The following is a 19,406-nucleotide window of genomic DNA, read 5'->3' as shown; positions in this document are numbered from 1 at the left end:
TCGCACCCGCTAGCACCGGTACCCGGGCGGCCCCTGGTGCACCGCGGCCAGCAGCTCCCTGGTGTAGTCCGTGTGCGGGGCGTCGAACAGCCGGTCGCGGTCGGTGGACTCGACCAGCCGGCCGCGGTGCATCACGGCCACCCGGTCGCAGAAGTGCCGCACGACCGCGAGGTCGTGGGAGACGAACAGGAAGGCCACGCCCAGGCGTTCGCGCAGCTCCATGAGCAGGTTGAGCACCTGGGCCTGCACCGAGACGTCGAGTGCCGACACCGGCTCGTCGGCGATGATCAGGCGCGGCCGCGGGGCGAGGGCCCGGGCGATGCCGATCCGCTGGCGCTGGCCGCCGGAGAACTCGTGCGGGTAGCGGTCCAGGTGCGCGGCGGACAGTCCGACCTGCTCCAACAGTTCGGCCGAGCGCTCCCGCCGCTGCGCCGCGTCGAGCTCGGTGTGCAGGCGCAGCGGGGTGTCCAGGGTCCGGGCGACGGTGCGGCGCGGGTTGAGCGAGGCGTACGGGTCCTGGAAGACGAGCTGGACCTCCCGGCTGAGCCTGCGCCGCAGCTCCCGGTCCGGGCGGGTGGCGTCCTGGCCGTCGTAGCGGACCCGGCCCCCGGTGGGCCGCTGGAGGCCGGCCAGGACCCGTGCGGTCGTGGACTTGCCGGATCCGGACTCGCCCACCAGTCCGAGCGTCTCACCGGGGGCGATGCGCAGACCGACGCCCTCGACGGCCCGGACGGGCTCGGCGCGCAGCGAGCCGAGGCGGCGCCGGCCGGGGAAGCGGACGGCGAGGTCCGTCACCTCGATCAGCGGGTGCGCGGTTTGTGCGGGGTGCTCGACCGTGCGGGGGGCGAAGCGCCGCCCGACCGGTGACGGATCGCCAACTGTCGGGAGCAGGGCGCCCGGTACGGAGTCCAGGGTCAGCGCGGCGCCCACCAGGGCGCGGGTGTACGGTTCGCGCGGCGCGGCCAGCAGTGCGGCGGTCGGCGCGGACTCGACCTCGGCGCCGCCGCGCATCACCAGGGTGCGGTCCGTGGTGCCCGCGACGACACCGAGGTCGTGGCTGACCAGCAGCACCGCCGTCCCGTGCTCGCGCTGCAACTCGCCGAGCAGGTCGAGGACCTGCCGCTGGACGCGGGCGTCGAGGGCGGTGGTCGGCTCGTCGGCGATCAGCACCTGCGGATCGTTCATCAGGGCCATGGCGATCATCACGCGCTGGCGCATCCCGCCGGAGAACTGGTGAGGGTAGTCGCGCACCCGGGCGGCCGGGATGCCGACCCGGTCGAGCATCTTGGCGGCCCGGCGGCGGGCCCCGGCGCGGCCCGCGCCCGGGTGGTGCAGCCGGTACATCTCGGCGAGTTGGGCGCCCACGCCGTGGAAGGGGCTGAGCGAGGTGAGCGCGTCCTGGAAGACCAGCGAGGCCCGGCCGCCCCGGACGCCGCGCAGCACGGACTCCGGCGCGCCCACCAGTTCCGCTCCGCCCAGCCGGATCGAGCCGGTGACGGTGGTGGTGCGCGGGTCGTGCAGGCCGAGCACGGCCAGTCCGGTGGCGGACTTGCCGGAGCCCGACTCCCCGACCAGGCCGAGGACTTCACCGGGGGCGAGGTCGAAGGACAGCCCCCGAACGGCGGCCACCGGGGCACCGCCGCGCGGATCGGCGAAGGTGACGGTCAGGTCGCGGACGCTCAGCACCGGCTCCACCGCGGGCGGCGTACCGGGCCCGGCGGACCCACGGGACGGGACGGCCCCGGGCGGCCGGCCAGCCTCACGGGGCCGTACGGCCTCAAGGGAGCGGACGGCCTCAAGGGGCTGAACAGGCCCAAGGGGTTCAACAGGCCCAAGGGGTTCAAGGGGTTCAAGGGCGGACGTCATCGGAATCGACTCCAGTCAGCTCAGGCGGATACGCGGGTCGAGCCAGGCGACCACCAGGTCGGCCAGGGCGACGAACAGCACCACGAAGCAGGCGGCCAGCAGCACCGCCCCGACCACGGCGGGCAGGTCCTGGCCCGAGACCGCCTCGGCGGCGAACCGCCCGACGCCGTTCAGTCCGAAGACCGTCTCGGTGATCACCGCCCCGCCGAGCAGCACTCCGGCCTCCAGGCCGATCAGCTGCACCAGCGGTCCGGCGGCGCCGCGCGCGGTGTACTTGAGGTGGGCGCGCAGCCGGCCGAGGCCCTTGCCGCGGGCCGTGCGGACGTACTCCTCGTTCATCGTCTCCAGCAGCTGGGAGCGCGAGAGCCGGGCGAGCACCGCGGAGTTGACGAAGCCGAGGACGAGCCAGGGCAGCAGCATGCCGCCCGCCCAGGCGGCCGGGTCCTCGGCCGGCGGGGTGTAGGAGGGCAACGGCAGCAGCCCGGTGGAGTAGACCAGCGCCCACTGTGCGACGTACCCGAGGAAGTAGATCTGCACGCTGGCGCCGACGAGGGTGAACCCTGAGAGCAGCCGGTCCGTGCGGCCGCCGTGGCGCAGCGCGGAGACGAACCCGGTGCCCAGGCCGAGCGCCAGCAGGACGGCGAGCGCGCCCGCGGTGAGCGAGAAGGTGACCGGCAGGTGGTCGAGCAGCGCCTCGGTGACGGGCTGGTGCAGCCGGTAGGAGTAGCCGAGGCAGGGCGCGGTGCAGTGGATGACCGAGCCGTCCACGTCGCTGATGTCCCGCCCGGCGACGATCCCGGACAGGTAGTCGCCGTACTGGGTGAGCAGGGGCTGGTCGAGGCCCATGCTCTGGCGGACCGCCGTGACCTGGCCGCTGTCGCAGCGCGGTCCGCAGGCCGCGCGGGCCGGGTCGGCGGGGGCGGCGTAGAAGAGGGCGAAGGCGGCGGCGGAGACCGCGACCAGGACGGCGAGCGCCTGGAGGGCCCGTCGCAGGGCGAAGGAGAGCATGACCGGTCCGGGGTCGTCGGGAAGAGCGGGCGTCGGGAACAGCGGGTGTCGGAGAGAGCGGCCGTCGGAAACGGGGCCGTCGGGAACGGCGGGGGACCGCCGGGGAGAGGCGCCCGCCGGCCCGCCGGCCAGTCCCCGCCACCTCTCGCGACGGCAGCGGGGACGGGCCGGCGGTCGGCTCAGGACTTCAGGTACAGCCAGGCCAGGCTGACCGTGCCGTAGATCGGGTGGATGAACGCCCCGCCGACGTTGGAGCCGTGCAGCTGGTTGACCGTCGGGTAGGCGAACGGCAGCACCGGCACGTCCTTCATGACGGTCCGCTCCAGCGCGTACAGCTCCTTGGCCTTGGCGCGAGGCTCGCCGATCTGGTTGATCCGGTCGATCTCCTGGTCGACGGCCGGGTTGCGGTAGCGCGCGGAGTTGAGGTCGCTGCCGGCGCGCCCGTCGAAGGAGAACGGGATCAGCGTGGACGGGGTCGGCCAGTCGACGGAGCTGGTCTCCTCGAACAGGTCGTAGGGGGAGTCGGCGCGGTGCACCTCGTCCAGCAGCGCCTTGGGGTCGATCGGCTTGGGCACGACGGTGATGCCGGCCTTGGCGAAGCCGTCCACCAGCACCTGGGCGACGCGCTGCCCGACGGGCGTGTTGGCGTAGCCGTAGGTGAGCGGCGCGGGCGGCTGCTTGGCCGCGGCGAGGGCGGACTTGGCGGCCTCCGGGTCGCCCTCGGGCTTCACGGGGTCGAGGTCGTACTTCTCCCAGTCGAGGAGGGCGGGCGAGCTCAGGGTGGTGGCGAGCTCGCCGACCCGGGAGCCGCCCTGGACCTGCCGCGCCTGCTGGCGCGGGTAGGCGAGGTGCAGGGCCCTGCGGACGGCGACGTCCGGCACCCGCTCGTTGTTGATCACCAGCTGGGTGACGAAGGCGCCCTGGCGGCCGGAGACGACCAGCTCCCTGGCCTTCGGGTCGGTGTCGGCGGTCTGGTACAGCTCGGGGGAGAGGGCGGTGGAGACGGTGGTGGCGTCGGCGCCGCCGTCCCGGCCGGAGAGGATCTCCTGGTTGATGTTGAGCGCCTCCTTGCCGAAGGTGAAGACGAACTTCTCCGGGTACTGGCTGCGGATCGGGTCGGTCTCGGCCTTCCAGTACGGGTTGCGCTCCAGCACCAGCCGGGTGTTCTGGACGTGCTCGACGATCCGGTACGGGCCGCTGGCGAAGGGCTGGCGGTCGTAGTCGGTCCCCGTGTCCTTGTCCTTGCGGACCGGGGAGGAGGAGGACTGCGCGGCCATGTAGGGCACGTCGGCCTGCGGCTGCGGGAAGTGGAGGACGAGGGTGCGGTCGTCGGGGGTCTCGACGGCGGCGAGGTCGCCGTCCTGCGGCCCGGCGTACTTCTTGCGGGCGTCCTCGTAGCTGGCCTCGCCGGTGAGCCACTGCGGCCAGTAGGGCGGGCCGACCTCGTAGCCCTTGCCGAAGCTGCGCTCGATGCCGTACTTGACCTGCTGGGAGGTGATCGGCTGACCGTCCTCCCAGGCCACGCCCGGCTTGAGCCGGTACGTCCAGGTGCGGCCTCCGTCGGTGGAGATGCCGGTGTCGGTGGCCAGGTCGCCGACCAGCTTGGCCTTTCCGTCGACGACCTGGTACTGCGTCAGCTGCCGGCCCCAGAGCAGCGAGGCGTTGTAGGCGGCGCCCGCGTAGACCTTCTGCGGGTCGAGGTGGCGGAAGTCGGTGGCGTTGTAGACGTTGACGGTGCCGCCGGCCCGGGCGCCGGAGACGGCGGGGGCCGGGCCCGCGCTGTCCTTCTCGCTGCCGAGGGCGGCGGTCAGCGGGGCGGTCTCCTTGGCGGCCGCGCCGGCGGGGGCCGGGCCGGTGCCCGCACCGGCCGAGCAGGCGCTCGCCAGCAGGGCGGTGGCGACGACGGCGAGGGACGGTTTGGTCCAGCGCATGGCGAATCTCTCCTTGCCCCCTGACCGGGGGTGGACGCGGGGTGGACGTCGGACACGGGTGTCCGACGGGGGATGACGGGATGGCGGGAAGGCGGGCTGAGGGGAAGGCGGGCTGAGGGGCTGAGGGAATGACGGCAGGACGGTGGCCTGGTGATGTGTTGACCTGCCCGGCCTGGCAGACCTGCCCGGTCAGGCGGACCCGGCGGACCCGGCGGCCTCGTGGCCTCGCGGCCCCGCCGTGGGCCGTCCGGACTCAGCGCCCGGAGCGCGGGTCCAGCGCGTCGCGGACGGCGTCGCCGAGCAGGTTGAAGGCGAGCACGAAGACCAGCAGCGCCACACCGGGGAAGACCATGTAGGTCGGGTCGGCCTGGAAGACCTCGGAGCCGCGCGAGATCATCCGCCCCCAGTCGGGGACGGGTTCGGTGATGCCGACGCCGAGGAAGGACAGCACCGCCTCGGAGGCGACGAAGGCCGGCACCGCCATGGTGGCGTGCACCAGGAGTTGCGAGCGGACGTTCGGCAGCAGTTCGTGGACGACGACGTGGAAGCGGCTCGCGCCCTGGGCCCGTGCGGACTGCACGAAATCCCTTTCCCGGAGCGAACGGACGGTGGCCCGGAGGGAAAGTGCCAGCGGAATCCAGCCGAACGCGGAGAATACCAGGATCAGGACCAGGAACTGCATCCACTCCGGTTCCGCGGCGCCCGGGTCGACCAGTCGGGACTGAATGACCGGGCTGAGCGCGAGCAGCAGGAGCAGGGTCGGGAAAGCGAGCAGCACATTGGCCAGGAAACCGAACATCCGGTCGGCGGCCCCGCCCAGGTAGCCGATCGCGACCCCGGCCAGGACGCCGAGCGCGGTGGTCACGGCGGCGGAGGCGAAGGCGATCAGGAGCGAGGTGCGGATGCCGTAGAGCAGCTGGGTCAGCACGTCCCGGCCCAGGCCGGGCTCCAGACCGAACCAGAAGTCGCCGGAGATGCCGCCGTTCGGCAGTACCGGCAGGCCGCCGTCGCTGAGCAGGCCGGGAGTGTTCTGGCCGTAGTGCTCGACCGGGTTCCTCCCGTAGAGGGCGGCGATCAGCGGGGCGGCGAGCGCGAGCAGCAGGAACAGCAGGACGACGGCGAGCGCGGCGGCGCCGACCCGGTCCCGGCGGAGGCGGCCGAGCAGCCCCGGCGCGGCGGGTGCGGGGCGGGGCCCCGCGGGTGTTTCGACCACGGCCATGAGAGGCGTACTCCCCGAATTCTCCGCCGCCCTGTGGGTGAGGGTGCGCTGGTGTGCATTTCCTAAGGGGCCTCCGGGGGTTTCCCGTCGGCCTTCGAAAAGACATCAGATCGGATGCCGCGGGCGCTCCGCAAATCACCCGGACGGAAATTCCTGGGCACTGTTACGGGAAATGTGGCGGCTTCATTTCGCCGCAACACGGGCGTTGCACGAGAAAGGACATAGCCCGCCAAAACGGGCGGCTCGTTCCGCATTCTGAGACCTCCGCCACAGTCCGTCCGATGTTGATACGATCCCGGTGGGCTGCGACTGGCGCGTAGGGATGGAATCAACCATCGGGAAGCGGCTCCGTGGAGTGTCACGTCAAGTTGCCGAGCGCCTGGGCCGTCCGCATCCCCTTGAGGAGACAGCCTTGGCCACTCCGCACGCAGCCCGCCCCCACACCACCGCCGACGCCGCGGCCGACACCGCCTTCCGCAGCGCCCTCGACGTCGTCGCCGGCGTCGAGCCCCGGATCGCCGCCGCGATCGGGCAGGAGCTCGAGGACCAGCGCGCCTCGCTCAAGCTGATCGCCAGCGAGAACTACGCCTCCCCGGCCGTCCTGCTCGCCATGGGCAACTGGCTCAGCGACAAGTACGCCGAGGGCACCGCCGGCCGCCGCTTCTACGCGGGCTGCCGCAACGTCGACACCGTCGAGACCATCGCCGCCGAGCACGCGCGCGCCCTGTTCGGCGCCGACCACGCCTACGTCCAGCCGCACTCCGGCATCGACGCCAACCTCACCGCCTTCTGGGCGGTCCTCTCCCAGCGCGTCGAGAGCCCGGCGCTGGAACGGGCGAAGGTCCGCAACGTCAACGACCTCACCGAGCAGGACTGGGCCGAACTGCGCCAGGCGCTCGGCAACCAGCGGATGCTCGGCATGTCCCTGGACACCGGCGGCCACCTCACCCACGGCTTCCGCCCCAACATCTCGGGCAAGATGTTCGACCAGCGCAGCTACGGCACCGACCCGGTGACCGGCCTGATCGACTACGACGCGCTGCGCGAGACCGCCCGCGAGTTCCGCCCGCTGATCCTGGTGGCCGGCTACTCCGCGTACCCGCGGCTGGTCGACTTCCGCCGGATGCGCGAGATCGCGGACGAGGTCGGCGCGACCCTCATGGTCGACATGGCGCACTTCGCCGGCCTGGTCGCGGGCAAGGTGCTGACCGGCGACCACGACCCCGTCCGGCACGCCCACATCGTCACCACCACCACCCACAAGTCGCTGCGCGGCCCGCGCGGTGGCATGGTGCTCTCCACCGCCGAGCTGGCCGAGCACGTCGACCGCGGCTGCCCGCTGGTGCTCGGCGGCCCGCTCTCGCACGTCATGGCCGCCAAGGCCGTCGCCTTCGCCGAGGCCCGCCGCCCGGAGTTCCAGGCCTACGCCCGGGCCGTCGTCGACAACGCCAGGGCGCTCGCCGAGGGCCTGCTGCGCCGCGGCGGCAAGCTGGTCACCGGCGGCACCGACAACCACCTCGTGCTCGCCGACGTGACGGGCTACGGCCTGACCGGCCGCCAGGCCGAGGCGGCGCTGCTGGACTCGGGCGTCGTCACCAACCGCAACTCCGTCCCGCAGGACCCGAACGGTGCCTGGTACACCTCCGGCGTGCGCCTGGGCACCCCGGCGCTGACCACCCGCGGCCTCGGCACCGCCGAGATGGACGAGATCGCCGCGCTGATCGACACCGTCCTGCGTGCCACCACCCCGGCCACCGGCGCCGGCGGCGCCGCCTCCAAGGCCCAGTACCGGCTCGACGACGCGGTGCGCGACGGGATCGCCAAGCGCGCCGCGGACCTCCTCGCCCCCTTCCCCCTCTACCCGGGCGTCGACCTGGTCTGACCGGGCCGCGAGCGGGCCCGGGACCAGGCCCGGACCCAGGCCTGATCCCGGGCCCGCCAGTCCGTCCGTGCAGCTGCAGCCGCTCCCGGGCCCGCCCGCGCAACCGCGTGCGGGCCCGGGAGGATCCCCGCGGGGGCCTGTTCGGCCTAGAACTGAAGCGACTTGTACTGCAGGAACTCCTCCAGGCCGTGGCGGCCGAGCTCGCGGCCGAGCCCCGAGCTCTTGTAACCGCCGAACGGGGCGAGCGGGTTGAACCGGCCGCCGTTGAGGTCGACCTGGCCGGTGTCGAGGCGGCGGGCGAACGCGGCGGCGGTAGCGGTGTCCGCTGCCCAGACACCCCCGGCCAGGCCGTACTCGGTACCGTTGGCGAGTTCGACCGCGTGGTCCTCGTCCCGGTAGGGCAGGATCGCCAGGACGGGCCCGAAGACCTCCTCCTGAGCGATCGTCATGTCCGGTGTGACGTCCGCGAGTACGGTCGGCAGGACGTAGAAGCCGGTGGGAAGTCCGGGGACGGGCTCCGCGCCGCCGACGACCAGCCGGGCGCCCTCGGCGAGCGCCCCCTCGACGTGGCGGCGCACCCGGGCGAGCTGGGCGGCGCTGACCAGCGGGCCGATCCGGGTCCGCGGGTCGGCCGGATCGCCCGGGAGGTACTTGGCGGCGGCCTTGGCGGCCGTCGCGACCGCCTCCTCGTAGTGGTCCCGGTGCACCAGCAGACGGGTCCACGCGCTGCACGTCTGGCCGGAGTTGGCGAAGACGTTGGCGATGTTCACGTTGACCGCCCGGGCGAGGTCCGCCCCGGGCAGCACCACGTTGGCGGACTTGCCGCCGAGCTCCAGGGCGACCCTCTTGAGCCCCCGGCCGGCCGTCTCGGCGACCTGCCGGCCGACGGCGGTGGAACCGGTGAACGAGACCACGTCCACTCCGGGGTGGGCGGCGAGCGCCGCGCCGGCCACCGCTCCGGTACCGGTCACCAGGTTGAACACGCCTGCGGGCAGGCCCGCTTCGTGCACCAGGCGGGCGAACAGTCGGGCCACCAGCGGGGTGTCCTCGGCCGGCTTGAGGACGACCGGACAGCCGGCCGCGAGCGCCGGGACGACCTTGGCGACGATCTGGTGCAGCGGGTAGTTCCACGGCGTGATCGCGGCGACCACTCCGGCGGGTTCGGCGAGCACCAGCGAGTTGCCGATCCGCTCCTCGAAGGGGTGCTCGGCGAGCAGTGCCAGGTACGAGGTCGCGACGGTCAGGGGCAGCCCGGCGTGCACGGCGGCGGCGAAGCCGACCGGGGCGCCGAGCTCGGCGACCACCGTCGCGGTGATCTCCTCCTGGGCGGCGGCGATCCCGTCCCGCAGCGCGGTGAGCAGGGCGAGCCGGTCCTCGCGGGTGGTCGCCGCCCAGGCGGGGGCGGCCCGGCGGGCCGCGGTGACCGCGGCGTCGACGTCGGCGGTGCCGCCGGCCGGGACGGTGGCGAGCACCTGCTCGGTCGCCGGGTTCAGCACCGTGATCGTCCCGGCGTCGTCCCCGCAGGGCCGCCAGGCGCCGTCGATGTACTGGTCGCGGTACTCCGCGTACTGCTGCACCGAGTGTCCTCTCATCCGATCAGCCGATTAACTAACAGTGCTAGTAGGTAGGCCAGTCAAGGCGGCCGGAGCGGCCGCGCGCAAGAGTCAATCCGGTCCGGTGGACCAGCCGGTTACCTCGGTGCGAACCCCGTGCTGCACTCCCCGGACGGCTCGCCCCGCGCCCGGGCGCGCCATCGCGGGACCACCCCGGTCACCTGCGGCCAGACCCTCCGCCGCCGGGCCCACCGCCCCTCGCCCGGAACGGAGTTGACGGACGGGCTGCTGCACCGCCGGCCGATCGGACCGGGGCCCGGCGCCCGCGCCGACCGGCCGGGACCGCGCCGCGCGGACGAGGCCGGAGGGGCCGCCGCGGCGCGGTGGCCGAAGCCTCCCGAAGGCTCCGTGCTCACCCTCCGGAAGCGAACCGACCGATCACGAAACTCATCGCGCGAAAAGCTCCTCACGGTGGCGGGCGTCACTGTAGATTGCAGCGAACTCAGCCACGGGGCACTACTGTTGCCAGTGGTTCGTAGTGGTGTGCATGGCCGGGACACGCGTGTCCGGAGGAGCCGCCGGGATGCTGCCACCGGGCTGAGGTCTGGCTCAAATCCGCAGGTCATCCGTACCGCATAAGGAGCATCCCGTGACCGATGCCGCGTTGAAGGACGAGTCTCAGCGGCCTGTCGAGCCGGCTGTTCTGGACGACGTCCCGGGCTGGTTCTGGGACCACGACCGGCACTCGTTCGACTGGTTCATGGCGCGGCAGGAGAAGGCCGGGGTCACCGGCGACCTGCTGGAGATGGGTGCGTACCTGGGCCGCAGTGCGATCGTGATCGGCGAGCACCTCCAGCCCGGTGAGACGTTCACCGTCTGTGACCTCTTCGACTCGGACGCGCCGGACGACGAGAACGCCGCCGAGATGGACATCTCCTACCGCAAGTCGCTGACCCGCTCCGCCTTCGAGTCCAACTACCTCTCCTTCCACGAGCGGCTCCCGGAGATCATCCAGGCCCCGACCTCGGTCCTGGCCGGCGGGCGGATCCCCGCGGGCGCGTTCCGGTTCATCCACATCGACGCCTCGCACCTGTACGAGCACGTCGTCGGCGACCTCCAGGTCGCGCGCGTCGCGCTGCAGGACCAGGGCGTCGTGGTGCTGGACGACTACCGATCGCAGCACACCCCGGGCGTGGCCGCGGCCACCTGGGGAGCGGTCTTCAACCACGGGCTGAAGCCGATCATGCTCACCGAGTGCAAGTTCTACGGCACCTGGGGGGACCCGGAGCCGTTCCAGCGGGACCTGCTCGACCGGGTGGACCTGGCCGCGGGCTGCTACCTGAGCACCGAGACCCTGAACGGGCAGCAGGTGCTCCGGATGACCGGCAGCTCGGAGGGCATCGAGTCCTTCCGTCCGTCGCGGCACCAGCACCGGCTGGCCGCGGAGGCCGCCCGCCGCGAGGCCGAGGAGTCCCGCCGCGCTGTCCAGGAGGCGCAGGAGGAGGCGGCCCGCGACCTCGCCGCCCGCCGCGCCCGTGCCGCCGACCAGCGCCGCCCCGCCAACGTCGCCAAGCGCGCCGCCCGGGACCTGCTGCCCCCGGTCCTCACCTCGGCCATCCGCCGCGCCCGCCGGGGCTGACCGCGTCGGTCAGGACGAGCGGAGCAGCCGGAACGCCCGGAGCGCCGATGGCGACCGATGGTGGACGGCCGACAGCCGGCAGCTGACAGAATTCAACTGACAGATGTCAGCGAACAGAATATGAAATCTGTCATCTGAAATCTGTTCGCTGAAACCTGTCATCTGTTACTCGCCGCCTCCCCGCCTCCCTACCCCCACCCCCCAAGGCCCGCCCCGAGCCCGGGCCCCGCCAACGCCGAAGGGCCGGTCGGACAATCCGACCGGCCCCTCGACTCCTACAGGGATCAGGGATCAGACCTTCGACGGCTCCCGGCCGCTTCCGGCGCCCTCCACGGCGCCGGCGCCGGCCGCGCCCTCCGCGGTGGCCGCGGTCGCGGCCTCGGCGTCCAGCTCCCGCCGGACGGCGGCCAGCGACGGGTTGGCCCAGGCGCTGGCGACGCCCCAGTAGTAGAAGGCGAGGCCGATGGCGGCGACGACCAGGAGGTCCCAGCCCTCGGGCAGGTAGCCCTGGCCGCCGAAGTCGGTGCTGCCGGCCCAGGAGATACCCGCCATCACGAACAGGTAGGCGACCATCCAGGCGCCCGCCTTCAGGTTCGGCCGCAGCTCGGCCCACGGCTTGCGCAGCTCGTACCAGGCCCAGATCGGCAGGCCGGCGGCCATCAGCAGGATGACCTTGCCGGTGAGCGGCCAGCGGGCCCAGTAGAGGACCAGCGAGCCGAAGACCATCGCGACCGGGGCGATGACGGGCATGGCCCGCAGCCGGACCGGCCGGGGCAGGTCGGGGGCGAGGCGGCGCAGCGCCATCACGGCGACCGGGCCGGTGATGTAGGAGATCACGGTGGCCACCGAGACGATCTCGGCCAGCGAGCCCCAGCCGCGGAAGACGGCGAGGAAGAGGAACGCGACCACCAGGTTGAGGACCAGCGCGGGGCGCGGGATGCCGGTGCGCGCGTCGACCTTGCCGAAGACCTTCGGCAGGTGGCCGTTCTCCTGCACGCCGTGGATCATGCGCGAGGTGGTGGCGGCGTAGATCATGCCGGTGCCGCTGGGGGAGATGAACGCGTCCGCGTACAGCAGCAGGGCGAGCCAGTTGAGGCCCCAGGCGATCGAGAGGTCGGCCAGCGGCGAGGTGTAGCCGAGGCCGCTCCAGCCGTTCGAGAGGTCGGCGGCCGGGATGGCGCCGAGGAAGGCGACCTGCAGCGCGACGTAGATCACCAGCGCGATCAGGATCGAGCCGATGACGGCCTTCGGCAGCGACTTGCCGGGGTCGCGGGCCTCGCCGGCGAGGTTGAGCGGCGACTGGAAGCCGTTGAAGGCCCAGACGATGCCGGACACCGCGACGGCGGTGAACACCGCGCTCCAGCCGTTCGGCGCGAACCCGCCGTGGTCGGTGAAGTGGGCGGTGTCGAAGTGGGCGAACAGCAGGGCGCCGGCGGTCAGCGTCGGCACGACGACCTTGAAGACGGTGATCGCGGTGTTGGTCTTGGCGAACAGCGTGATCGCGAACCAGTTCAGGACGAAGTAGCCCACCAGCAGCACGCTGGCCAGCGCCACCCCGCTGAGGGTGAGCTCCTTGCCGTCGTACAGCCCCTTCGCCCAGTCGAAGTGCCAGGAGCTCATGTACTGGACGGAGGCGGTGGCCTCGCCGGGGATGACCGAGACGATGGCGATCCAGTTGGCCCAGGCGGCGAGGTACCCGGCGAGCGAGCCGTGCGAGTACTGGCCGTACCGGACCATGCCACCGGCCTTGGGGAACATCGAGCCCAGCTCGCTGTAGGTCAGGGCGATGGTCAGCGCGACCGCGGCCCCGATCACCCAGGCCAGGATCGACGCCGGGCCCGCCAGCCGGGCGGCGCGCTCGGCGCCGAACAGCCAGCCGGATCCGATGATCGACCCGAGCCCGACGGCGGTCAGGCTGATGGTGCCGAGCGATCGGCGGTAGTTGTGGTGTGATGCCGTCGGCGACTCTGGCTCACTCAACGTATCGGTCCTCTCGCTCGGGGTTCATCGGGTGGTGTCGGCGTATGTGCGGCTTTGCCTCGGTATTCCGGACAAACGGAAAGCAGCCTATGGGCCGAAATCGGGCGAATACCTCAGGGGAAGCTCAAACCGTCCGATCGTTGCCATCTCGTGTCCGGTTTTCGGTTGTGCCGGACACCTCGGAGGCTCTGCGAACCGGCCCGCCCAGCCCCCACCGGCCGACGCGGCCCGAACGGCCCGCCCAGGCCTCACCGGCCCCACGCAGCCCGAACAGCCCTGAAGATCCCCGGGGAAAACAAAAATTCCCTGTGGGTTCCTTTCGGATCCCACAGGGAATTCGGCTGTGTCCGAGGGGGGACTTGAACCCCCACGCCCGATAAAGGGCACTAGCACCTCAAGCTAGCGCGTCTGCCATTCCGCCACCCGGACAGGGTGTGTGCTTCGGGGTTTTTCTCGCCCCCTCGGCGACAGAGAGAACATTACCAGGGTTCTGGAGTGCTTCTCACCTGCGTTTCCCCGGTGCCGGTCGCGCGCCCGGGGCGCCCGGGCCGGTCGGGAGGTCCGACTGGCTGGGACGGGTCGCCAGGGCGCGCGAACCGCGGCCGAAGCGGTGCCGAGCGCGAAGGAAACGGTCTGCCCCGGTGGCGGGCGCGGTCGGATCCGGCCGGAAGCGGTCCGACACGGGCAAGTTGTCGACGGTGCCGTGGTGCCGCCGACGCCTCTCCTAGCCTCTGTGGACCGAGGGCGCCATGAGCGGAACGCCTGATTCCCGGGTCGCGGACATCCCCGGGTAGCGGACGAAGGGCGGCTGGACGTGGAGCAGATGAGCGGGGCGGCGAAGGCAGGTCCGAGACGCGGCGCCCCGGGCCGCGCTCCGGTGGCCCCCGTGGAGGGCGTGTGGCGCTTCCCGGTGCCGGCGGCCGAGTCCTCGGTGCCGCTCACCCGGCACGCGGTGCGCGACCGCCTGCTGGCGCAGGGGATGGCCGGGGTGCGCTACCAGGAGCTGGTGGACGACCTGCTGCTGATCGTCTCGGAGCTGGTGGGCAACGCGGTGACGCACGCCGCCGAGCTGTCCCCGGAGGTGACCACGGAGCTCTCGGTCCGCCGGGGCTGGGTGCGGGTGTCGGTCGAGGACGGCGACCCGTACCGGCCGAAGGCCCTGGAGAGCGACACCGGCCGCACCGGGGGCCGGGGTCTGCTGTTGGTGAAGAGCGTGACGCTGCAGGCCGGCGGGGTGTGCGACGTGGAACGGACCGGGGAGGGCGGCAAGGTCATCTGGGCCTCGCTGCCCATCCCCCCGGAGCTCGACGAGGACTGAGGCGGCGGCCCGCCCCCGGACCCGCCCCGCAACCGACCGGACCCGCGCCACAACGGACCGGGGCCCCGCCCCACAGCGGACCGGGGCCCCGACGAGCGGGTCCCGGCCGGCCACCAGTCCCCGGCCGGCTACCAGTCCCGACCGGCGATCTCCCGGATCCCCGGCAGCGCCCCCTCGAGGACGGTGTCGAACCAGACCGAGAAGGGCCGCTCGGCCCGCAGCTCCCGCAGCTCCTGCGCGGTCACGAAGGCGAAGTCCTCGACCTCGTCCGGGTTGGGCGTGACCGGAGCGGTGACGAGCCCCACGAACAGGTGGTTCCACTCCCGCTCGATCAGCCCGGAGGTCTCGTCCGGGAGGTCGTAGCGGACGGTCCCGGCCTCGCAGAGCAGCGCCGGTGCGACGCCGAGCTCCTCCGCGGTGCGGCGGGCGGCGGCGACGAACGGCGGTTCGTCGGGGTAGGGGTGGCCGCAGCAGGTGTTCGACCAGACACCGGGGGAGTGGTACTTGCCGAGTGCCCGCCGCTGGAGCAGCAGCCGCCCCTGGCGGTCGAAGAGGAAGACGGAGAAGGCGCGGTGCAGCCGGCCCGGCTGCTGGTGCGCCCAGTGCTTCTCGGCGGTGCCGATGGTGTTGCCCTCGTCGTCCACGAGCTCCAGCAGGATCTCGGTGCCGGTGGCGTCGCCGGTCCCGGCCGAGATCCCCCGGGCGACCGCCACGTCGGTCTCGACGTCCAGACCGGTGTCGATCTCGGAGTCGAAGTGGGTCGGGTTGGTCGGGTCGGTCGGCAGACTCTGGGGCATGAGGCCTCTTTCGGGAGCGGGAGCAACGGGGGCATCGGGTGCGTCCGGTACACCGGTTGCATCGGACGCAGCGGGGGCACCGGCGCCGGCGTCGGGCTCCAGTCTGCCGTATGGGTGGCGGTCGGTAGGGGTCCCACGCACAACCGGGCGGATCATGACCGCAGGGAGGCCGAATCCGGGCGGAGACGGGCACGGGCCGGCCCCGGAAGGGGCCCTGGAATAGCAGGACTGTTCGGTAGGCGTTCGAATTGCGTTCGATCGACGCTCCGCCATCCTCCCGTCACCTCCCGGCCCCCCGGCCGCGTTCGGGCTGGTCGCCCCGGTCGCCTACCATCACTTACGACACGGTGCCCGCATCTGCGACGGCACCGGCGCGCCGACTCGCGGCCCGGCCGGACGGGGGAGACCCGGACGGGGACGGGCCCGGGAGCCGGACGGGACCGGCGCGCCGGGCCCGGCCGGAGGGCCCCGGACGCAAGCCGGTGCCCCGGCACGCCCGCGCACCGCACGACGGATCAGGAGACCCCGCATGATCGGCCTCGTTCTGGCAGCCGGCGCCGGCCGGCGGCTGCGCCCGTACACCGACACCCTCCCCAAGGCGCTGGTGCCGGTCGACGGGGAGCGGACCGTGCTGGACCTCACCCTCGCGAACTTCGCCGAGGTCGGGCTGCGTGACGCGGCGATCGTCGTCGGCTACCGCAAGGAGGCGGTGTACGACCGCAAGGACGCCCTGGAGTCCCGTTACGGCGTCAAGCTCCACCTGGTCGAGAACGACAAGGCCGAGGAGTGGAACAACGCCTACTCGCTCTGGTGCGCCCGCGAGCTCTTCACCGAGGGCCTGCTGCTGGCCAACGGCGACACCGTGCACCCGGCCTCGGTCCAGCGCACGATGCTGGAGGGCAACGCCCGCCTCGTCGAGGCCGGCCGGGAGCCCGGCATCCTGCTCGCCCTCGACACGGTGAAGAAGCTCGCCGACGAGGAGATGAAGGTGGTCGTCGACCCGGCCGCCGGGATGCGCCGCATCACCAAGCTGATGGACCCGGCCGAGGCCACCGGCGAGTACATCGGCGTGACCGTGATCAACCCGGCCGCCGCCGCCGACCTCACCGACGCGCTGCGCGCCACCTACGAGCGCGACCCGCAGCTGTACTACGAGGACGGCTACCAGGAGATGGTCGACCGGGGCCTGCGGATCGACGTGCAGCCGATCGGCGAGGTGTCCTGGGTCGAGGTCGACAACCACGAGGACCTGGCGAAGGCGCGGGAGATCGCGTGCCAGTACTGACCCGGCTGGTCCCGTCGCCGCTGTTCGTCGAGGTCCGCCCGGGCGCGCTGGACGCGCTCGGCGGCATCCTCGCCGACCAGCGGCTGTCGGCCTCGGGCCGGATCGCCGTGGCGATCAGCAACGGCTCGGGCGCGGCGATGCGCCGCCGCCTGGAGCCGGCCCTGCCCGGCGCCGACTGGTACAACGTGGACGACGGCAGCCTGGACAGCGCGGTGCGGCTGGCCGAGGCGATGCGCGGCGGGCACTACGACGCGATGGTCGGGCTCGGCGGCGGCAAGATCATCGACGCCGCCAAGTACGCGGCCGCCCGGGTCGGGCTGCCGCTGGTCGCGGTCGCCACCAACCTGGCCCACGACGGCATCTGCTCGCCGGTGTCCACGCTCGACAACGACGCCGGGCGCGGCTCCTACGGGGTGCCCAGCCCGATCGGCATCGTCGTCGACCTGGACGTGATCCGGCAGGCGCCGCCGCGCTTCGTGGCGGCCGGGATCGGCGACGTGGTCTCCAACATCTCGGCCTGCGCGGACTGGGAGCTGTCCCACGCGGTCACCGGCGAGCCGGTGGACGGACTGGCGGTGGCGATGGCCCGTTCGGCGGGCGAGAACCTGCTGCGGCACCCAGGAAACATTCAGGATCAGGACCTGCTGACAGCCCTCGCGGAAGCCCTGGTACTGTCCGGCATCGCGATGAACATCGCTGGCAGCACCCGGCCCTCCTCGGGCGCCTGCCACGAGATCTCGCATGCCCTGGACGTGCTGTACCCCAAGCGTTCCGCCCAGCACGGCGAACAGGTCGGCCTCGGCGCCGCGTTCGCCAGCTTCCTGCGGGGCGAGCGCGAGCTGACCGGTCTGATCGTGGAGCGCCTGGCGCGGCACGGACTGCCGGTGACCGCGGCTCAGATCGGCTTCACCGAGGCGGAGTTCACCGATGCGGTGCACTACGCTCCGAACACCCGCCCGGGGCGCTTCACCATCCTTGAGCACCTCGACCTCTCCCCTTCCGCAATCAGGGACGCGTACGCCGACTATGTCCAAGCCCTCAACAGCTGACCCCTCCACCGCGGGCGCCGAGCGGCCCCCGGTGGACCTGAGCCGCCGGCCCTCGATCGAGGAGCTGCGCGCGGTGATCCACCCGGAGGGCATGCTCCAGCGCCGCAGCGCCGAGCACTGGGCCGGGCGCCTGTACATGCGGAAGATCTCGCTGCGGATCACCCGCGTGCTGTCCACGGTGACGGCGATCACGCCCAACGGCCTGACCTACCTGATGATGTTCACCGGCATCCTGGCCGGTGCCGCGCTGGTGGTCCCGGGCATCGTGGGCGCCGTCCTGGGCGCCCTGCTGATCCAGGTCTACCTGCTGCTGGACTGCGTGGACGGCGAGGTGGCCCGCTGGCGCCGGCAGACCTCGCTCACCGGCGTCTACCTGGACCGGGTCGGCCACTACATGTCCGAGGCGGCCCTGCTGACCGGTCTGGGCCTGCGCGCCACCGACCTGCTGCACCGCGAGGGCGGCGGCTCGCACTGGGAGTGGGCGTTCCTCGGCACGCTGGCCGCGCTCGGCGCGATCCTGATCAAGTCCGAGACGGACCTGGTGGACGTGGCCCGGGCCCGCAGCGGTCTGACGGCGGTCGAGGACAGCGCCTCGGTGCCGCGCTCGTCCTCGGTGGCCAGGGCCCGCCGGGCGGCCTCCTTCCTGAAGTTCCACCGCCTGGTCGGCGCGGTCGAGGCCTCGCTGTTCATCCTCGCGGCCGGGGTCGCCGACGCCGTCCACGGGGGGCTGTTCTTCACCCGGGTCGCGGTGGTCGTGCTGGCCGCGATCGCCATGCTGCAGACCGTGCTGCACCTGCTGAGCATCGTCCTGTCCAGCAGGCTGCGATGAGCGGGCCCGGCGAGTCCGTCCTGGAGGGGGCGCATGAGCGAGCAGAACGAGGTGACCGGGTGAACGCCGGGACGGGTGCCCAGGGGTTCCGCCTCGGCGCCGTGATCATCACCATGGGCAACCGCCCCGCGGAGCTGGCCGCCCTGATCGAGTCGGTCCGCGCCCAGGAGGGCCCGGCCGTCGAGCTGGCGGTGGTGGGCCAGGGCGCCAAGCTGCCGCCGCTGCCCGAGGGCGTGCGCAGCGTGGAGCTGCCGGAGAACCTGGGCATCCCGGGCGGGCGCAACGTCGGCATCGAGCTGTTCGGCCGGGACGGGAAGGACGTCGACGCCGTCCTCTTCCTGGACGACGACGGGCACCTGCCGCGCACCGACTCCGCCCGGCTGCTGCGGGAGGCCTTCACGGCCGATCCGGGGCTGGGCATCGTGTCCTTCCGGATCGCCGACCCCGACACCGGCGTGACCCAGCGCCGTCACGTCCCCCGGCTGCGCGCGCGCGACCCGCTGCGCTCCTCCCCGGTGACGACCTTCCTGGGCGGCGCGAGCGCCGTGCGCTGCACGGTGTTCGAGCAGGCCGGGCAGCTGCCCGCGGAGTTCTTCTACGCCCACGAGGAGACCGACCTCGCGTGGCGTGCGGCGGACGCGGGCTGGGGCATCGACTACCGGGCCGACGTGGTGCTGCACCACCCCGCGACGTCGCCCGCCCGGCACGCCGCCTACTTCCACAACATCGCCCGGAACAGGGTCTGGCTCGCGAGGCGGAACCTTCCGGGCCTGTTGGTGCCTCTCTATCTGGGAACCTGGTTCCTGCTCACCCTGGCCCGCCGCCCCTCCTCGGAGGCGCTGAAGGCCTGGTGGGGCGGGTTCCGGGCAGGCTGGCGCGAACCCTGCGGTCCGCGGCGGCCGATGCGATGGCGTACCGTTTGGCGACTGACCAGGCTGGGCCGGCCACCGGTCATCTGATCGAATGATCGATCGCTGCGGTCGGTGGTCACACACCGGCCGGACTTCCCCCGTGATCCCAGTGGATCCCCATCGGCGCAAGGCCGGCGGA

14 protein-coding genes, 1 tRNA gene and 1 riboswitch are annotated in these 19,406 nt (G+C 72.7%); of the genes, 7 read left to right on the top strand and 8 right to left on the bottom strand.

Annotated elements, in window-relative coordinates:
* Positions 1 to 9: 9 nt before the first annotated feature.
* From AB0N04_RS23090 to AB0N04_RS23075, 4 genes are all read right to left on the bottom strand, one after another.
* Positions 10 to 1,695 carry an ABC transporter ATP-binding protein gene (locus tag AB0N04_RS23090; RefSeq protein WP_360210688.1) on the bottom strand — a complete coding sequence of 562 codons (1,686 nt, stop codon included), beginning with the start codon at positions 1,693 to 1,695 and terminating at the stop codon, positions 10 to 12.
* A 186-nt stretch (positions 1,696 to 1,881) separates the two neighbouring features.
* Entirely contained in the window at positions 1,882 to 2,874 is a 993-nt protein-coding gene (locus AB0N04_RS23085) for an ABC transporter permease (protein WP_360210690.1), read from the bottom strand.
* Positions 2,875 to 3,053: 179 nt separating this feature from the next.
* Positions 3,054 to 4,805 carry an ABC transporter substrate-binding protein gene (locus tag AB0N04_RS23080; RefSeq protein WP_360210692.1) on the bottom strand — a complete coding sequence of 584 codons (1,752 nt, stop codon included), beginning with the start codon at positions 4,803 to 4,805 and terminating at the stop codon, positions 3,054 to 3,056.
* 253 nt (positions 4,806 to 5,058) lie between these two features.
* Positions 5,059 to 6,024, bottom strand: coding sequence for an ABC transporter permease (locus tag AB0N04_RS23075; RefSeq protein ID WP_360210694.1), 966 nt, complete (start codon positions 6,022 to 6,024; stop codon positions 5,059 to 5,061).
* A 295-nt stretch (positions 6,025 to 6,319) separates the two neighbouring features.
* A riboswitch (ZMP/ZTP riboswitch) is annotated at positions 6,320 to 6,416 on the top strand.
* A gap of 20 nt (positions 6,417 to 6,436) precedes the next feature.
* Between AB0N04_RS23075 and AB0N04_RS23070 the strand changes: the two genes are divergently transcribed.
* On the top strand, positions 6,437 to 7,906 hold the full coding sequence (locus tag AB0N04_RS23070) for a glycine hydroxymethyltransferase (RefSeq protein WP_360210696.1): 1,470 nt from the start codon (positions 6,437 to 6,439) through the stop codon (positions 7,904 to 7,906).
* A gap of 146 nt (positions 7,907 to 8,052) precedes the next feature.
* Here the strand turns inward: AB0N04_RS23070 and AB0N04_RS23065 are convergent, their stop codons facing one another.
* Positions 8,053 to 9,498 (bottom strand): aldehyde dehydrogenase family protein, encoded by a 1,446-nt coding sequence (locus AB0N04_RS23065; protein WP_360210698.1) that lies wholly within the window; start codon positions 9,496 to 9,498, stop codon positions 8,053 to 8,055.
* Between the two features lie 610 nt (positions 9,499 to 10,108).
* Here AB0N04_RS23065 and AB0N04_RS23060 point away from each other — a divergent pair.
* Positions 10,109 to 11,098 (top strand): class I SAM-dependent methyltransferase, encoded by a 990-nt coding sequence (locus AB0N04_RS23060; RefSeq protein ID WP_360210700.1) that lies wholly within the window; start codon positions 10,109 to 10,111, stop codon positions 11,096 to 11,098.
* A 291-nt stretch (positions 11,099 to 11,389) separates the two neighbouring features.
* Here the strand turns inward: AB0N04_RS23060 and AB0N04_RS23055 are convergent, their stop codons facing one another.
* A complete protein-coding gene (locus AB0N04_RS23055; protein WP_360210702.1) occupies positions 11,390 to 13,078 on the bottom strand; it encodes an APC family permease in 1,689 nt (562 codons plus the stop codon).
* A gap of 344 nt (positions 13,079 to 13,422) precedes the next feature.
* A tRNA-Leu gene (locus AB0N04_RS23050) sits at positions 13,423 to 13,507 on the bottom strand.
* A gap of 394 nt (positions 13,508 to 13,901) precedes the next feature.
* Here AB0N04_RS23050 and AB0N04_RS23045 point away from each other — a divergent pair.
* Positions 13,902 to 14,396, top strand: coding sequence for an ATP-binding protein (locus tag AB0N04_RS23045; RefSeq protein WP_360210778.1), 495 nt, complete (start codon positions 13,902 to 13,904; stop codon positions 14,394 to 14,396).
* 128 nt (positions 14,397 to 14,524) lie between these two features.
* Here the strand turns inward: AB0N04_RS23045 and idi are convergent, their stop codons facing one another.
* Positions 14,525 to 15,193 (bottom strand): isopentenyl-diphosphate Delta-isomerase, encoded by a 669-nt coding sequence (idi, locus tag AB0N04_RS23040; RefSeq protein ID WP_360210704.1) that lies wholly within the window; start codon positions 15,191 to 15,193, stop codon positions 14,525 to 14,527.
* Positions 15,194 to 15,722: 529 nt separating this feature from the next.
* Here idi and AB0N04_RS23035 point away from each other — a divergent pair.
* The 4 genes from AB0N04_RS23035 (at position 15,723) to AB0N04_RS23020 (ending at position 19,315) form a co-directional block, all read left to right on the top strand.
* A complete protein-coding gene (locus AB0N04_RS23035) occupies positions 15,723 to 16,478 on the top strand; it encodes a phosphocholine cytidylyltransferase family protein (protein ID WP_360210706.1) in 756 nt (251 codons plus the stop codon).
* Positions 16,466 to 17,527, top strand: coding sequence for an iron-containing alcohol dehydrogenase family protein (locus AB0N04_RS23030; RefSeq protein WP_360210708.1), 1,062 nt, complete (start codon positions 16,466 to 16,468; stop codon positions 17,525 to 17,527). Before AB0N04_RS23035 ends, AB0N04_RS23030 begins: the two co-directional genes overlap by 13 nt.
* Positions 17,528 to 17,618: 91 nt before the next feature.
* Complete coding sequence (locus tag AB0N04_RS23025; RefSeq protein WP_360210780.1) at positions 17,619 to 18,356, top strand: CDP-alcohol phosphatidyltransferase family protein; 738 nt, start codon at positions 17,619 to 17,621, stop codon at positions 18,354 to 18,356.
* A gap of 113 nt (positions 18,357 to 18,469) precedes the next feature.
* Positions 18,470 to 19,315, top strand: coding sequence for a glycosyltransferase (locus tag AB0N04_RS23020; protein ID WP_360210782.1), 846 nt, complete (start codon positions 18,470 to 18,472; stop codon positions 19,313 to 19,315).
* Positions 19,316 to 19,406: the final 91 nt, after the last annotated feature.

The organism is Kitasatospora sp. NPDC051702 (assembly GCF_040681575.1).
Classification (GTDB): domain Bacteria; phylum Actinomycetota; class Actinomycetes; order Streptomycetales; family Streptomycetaceae; genus Kitasatospora.
This window is presented reverse-complemented; position numbering and strand designations above follow the sequence as displayed.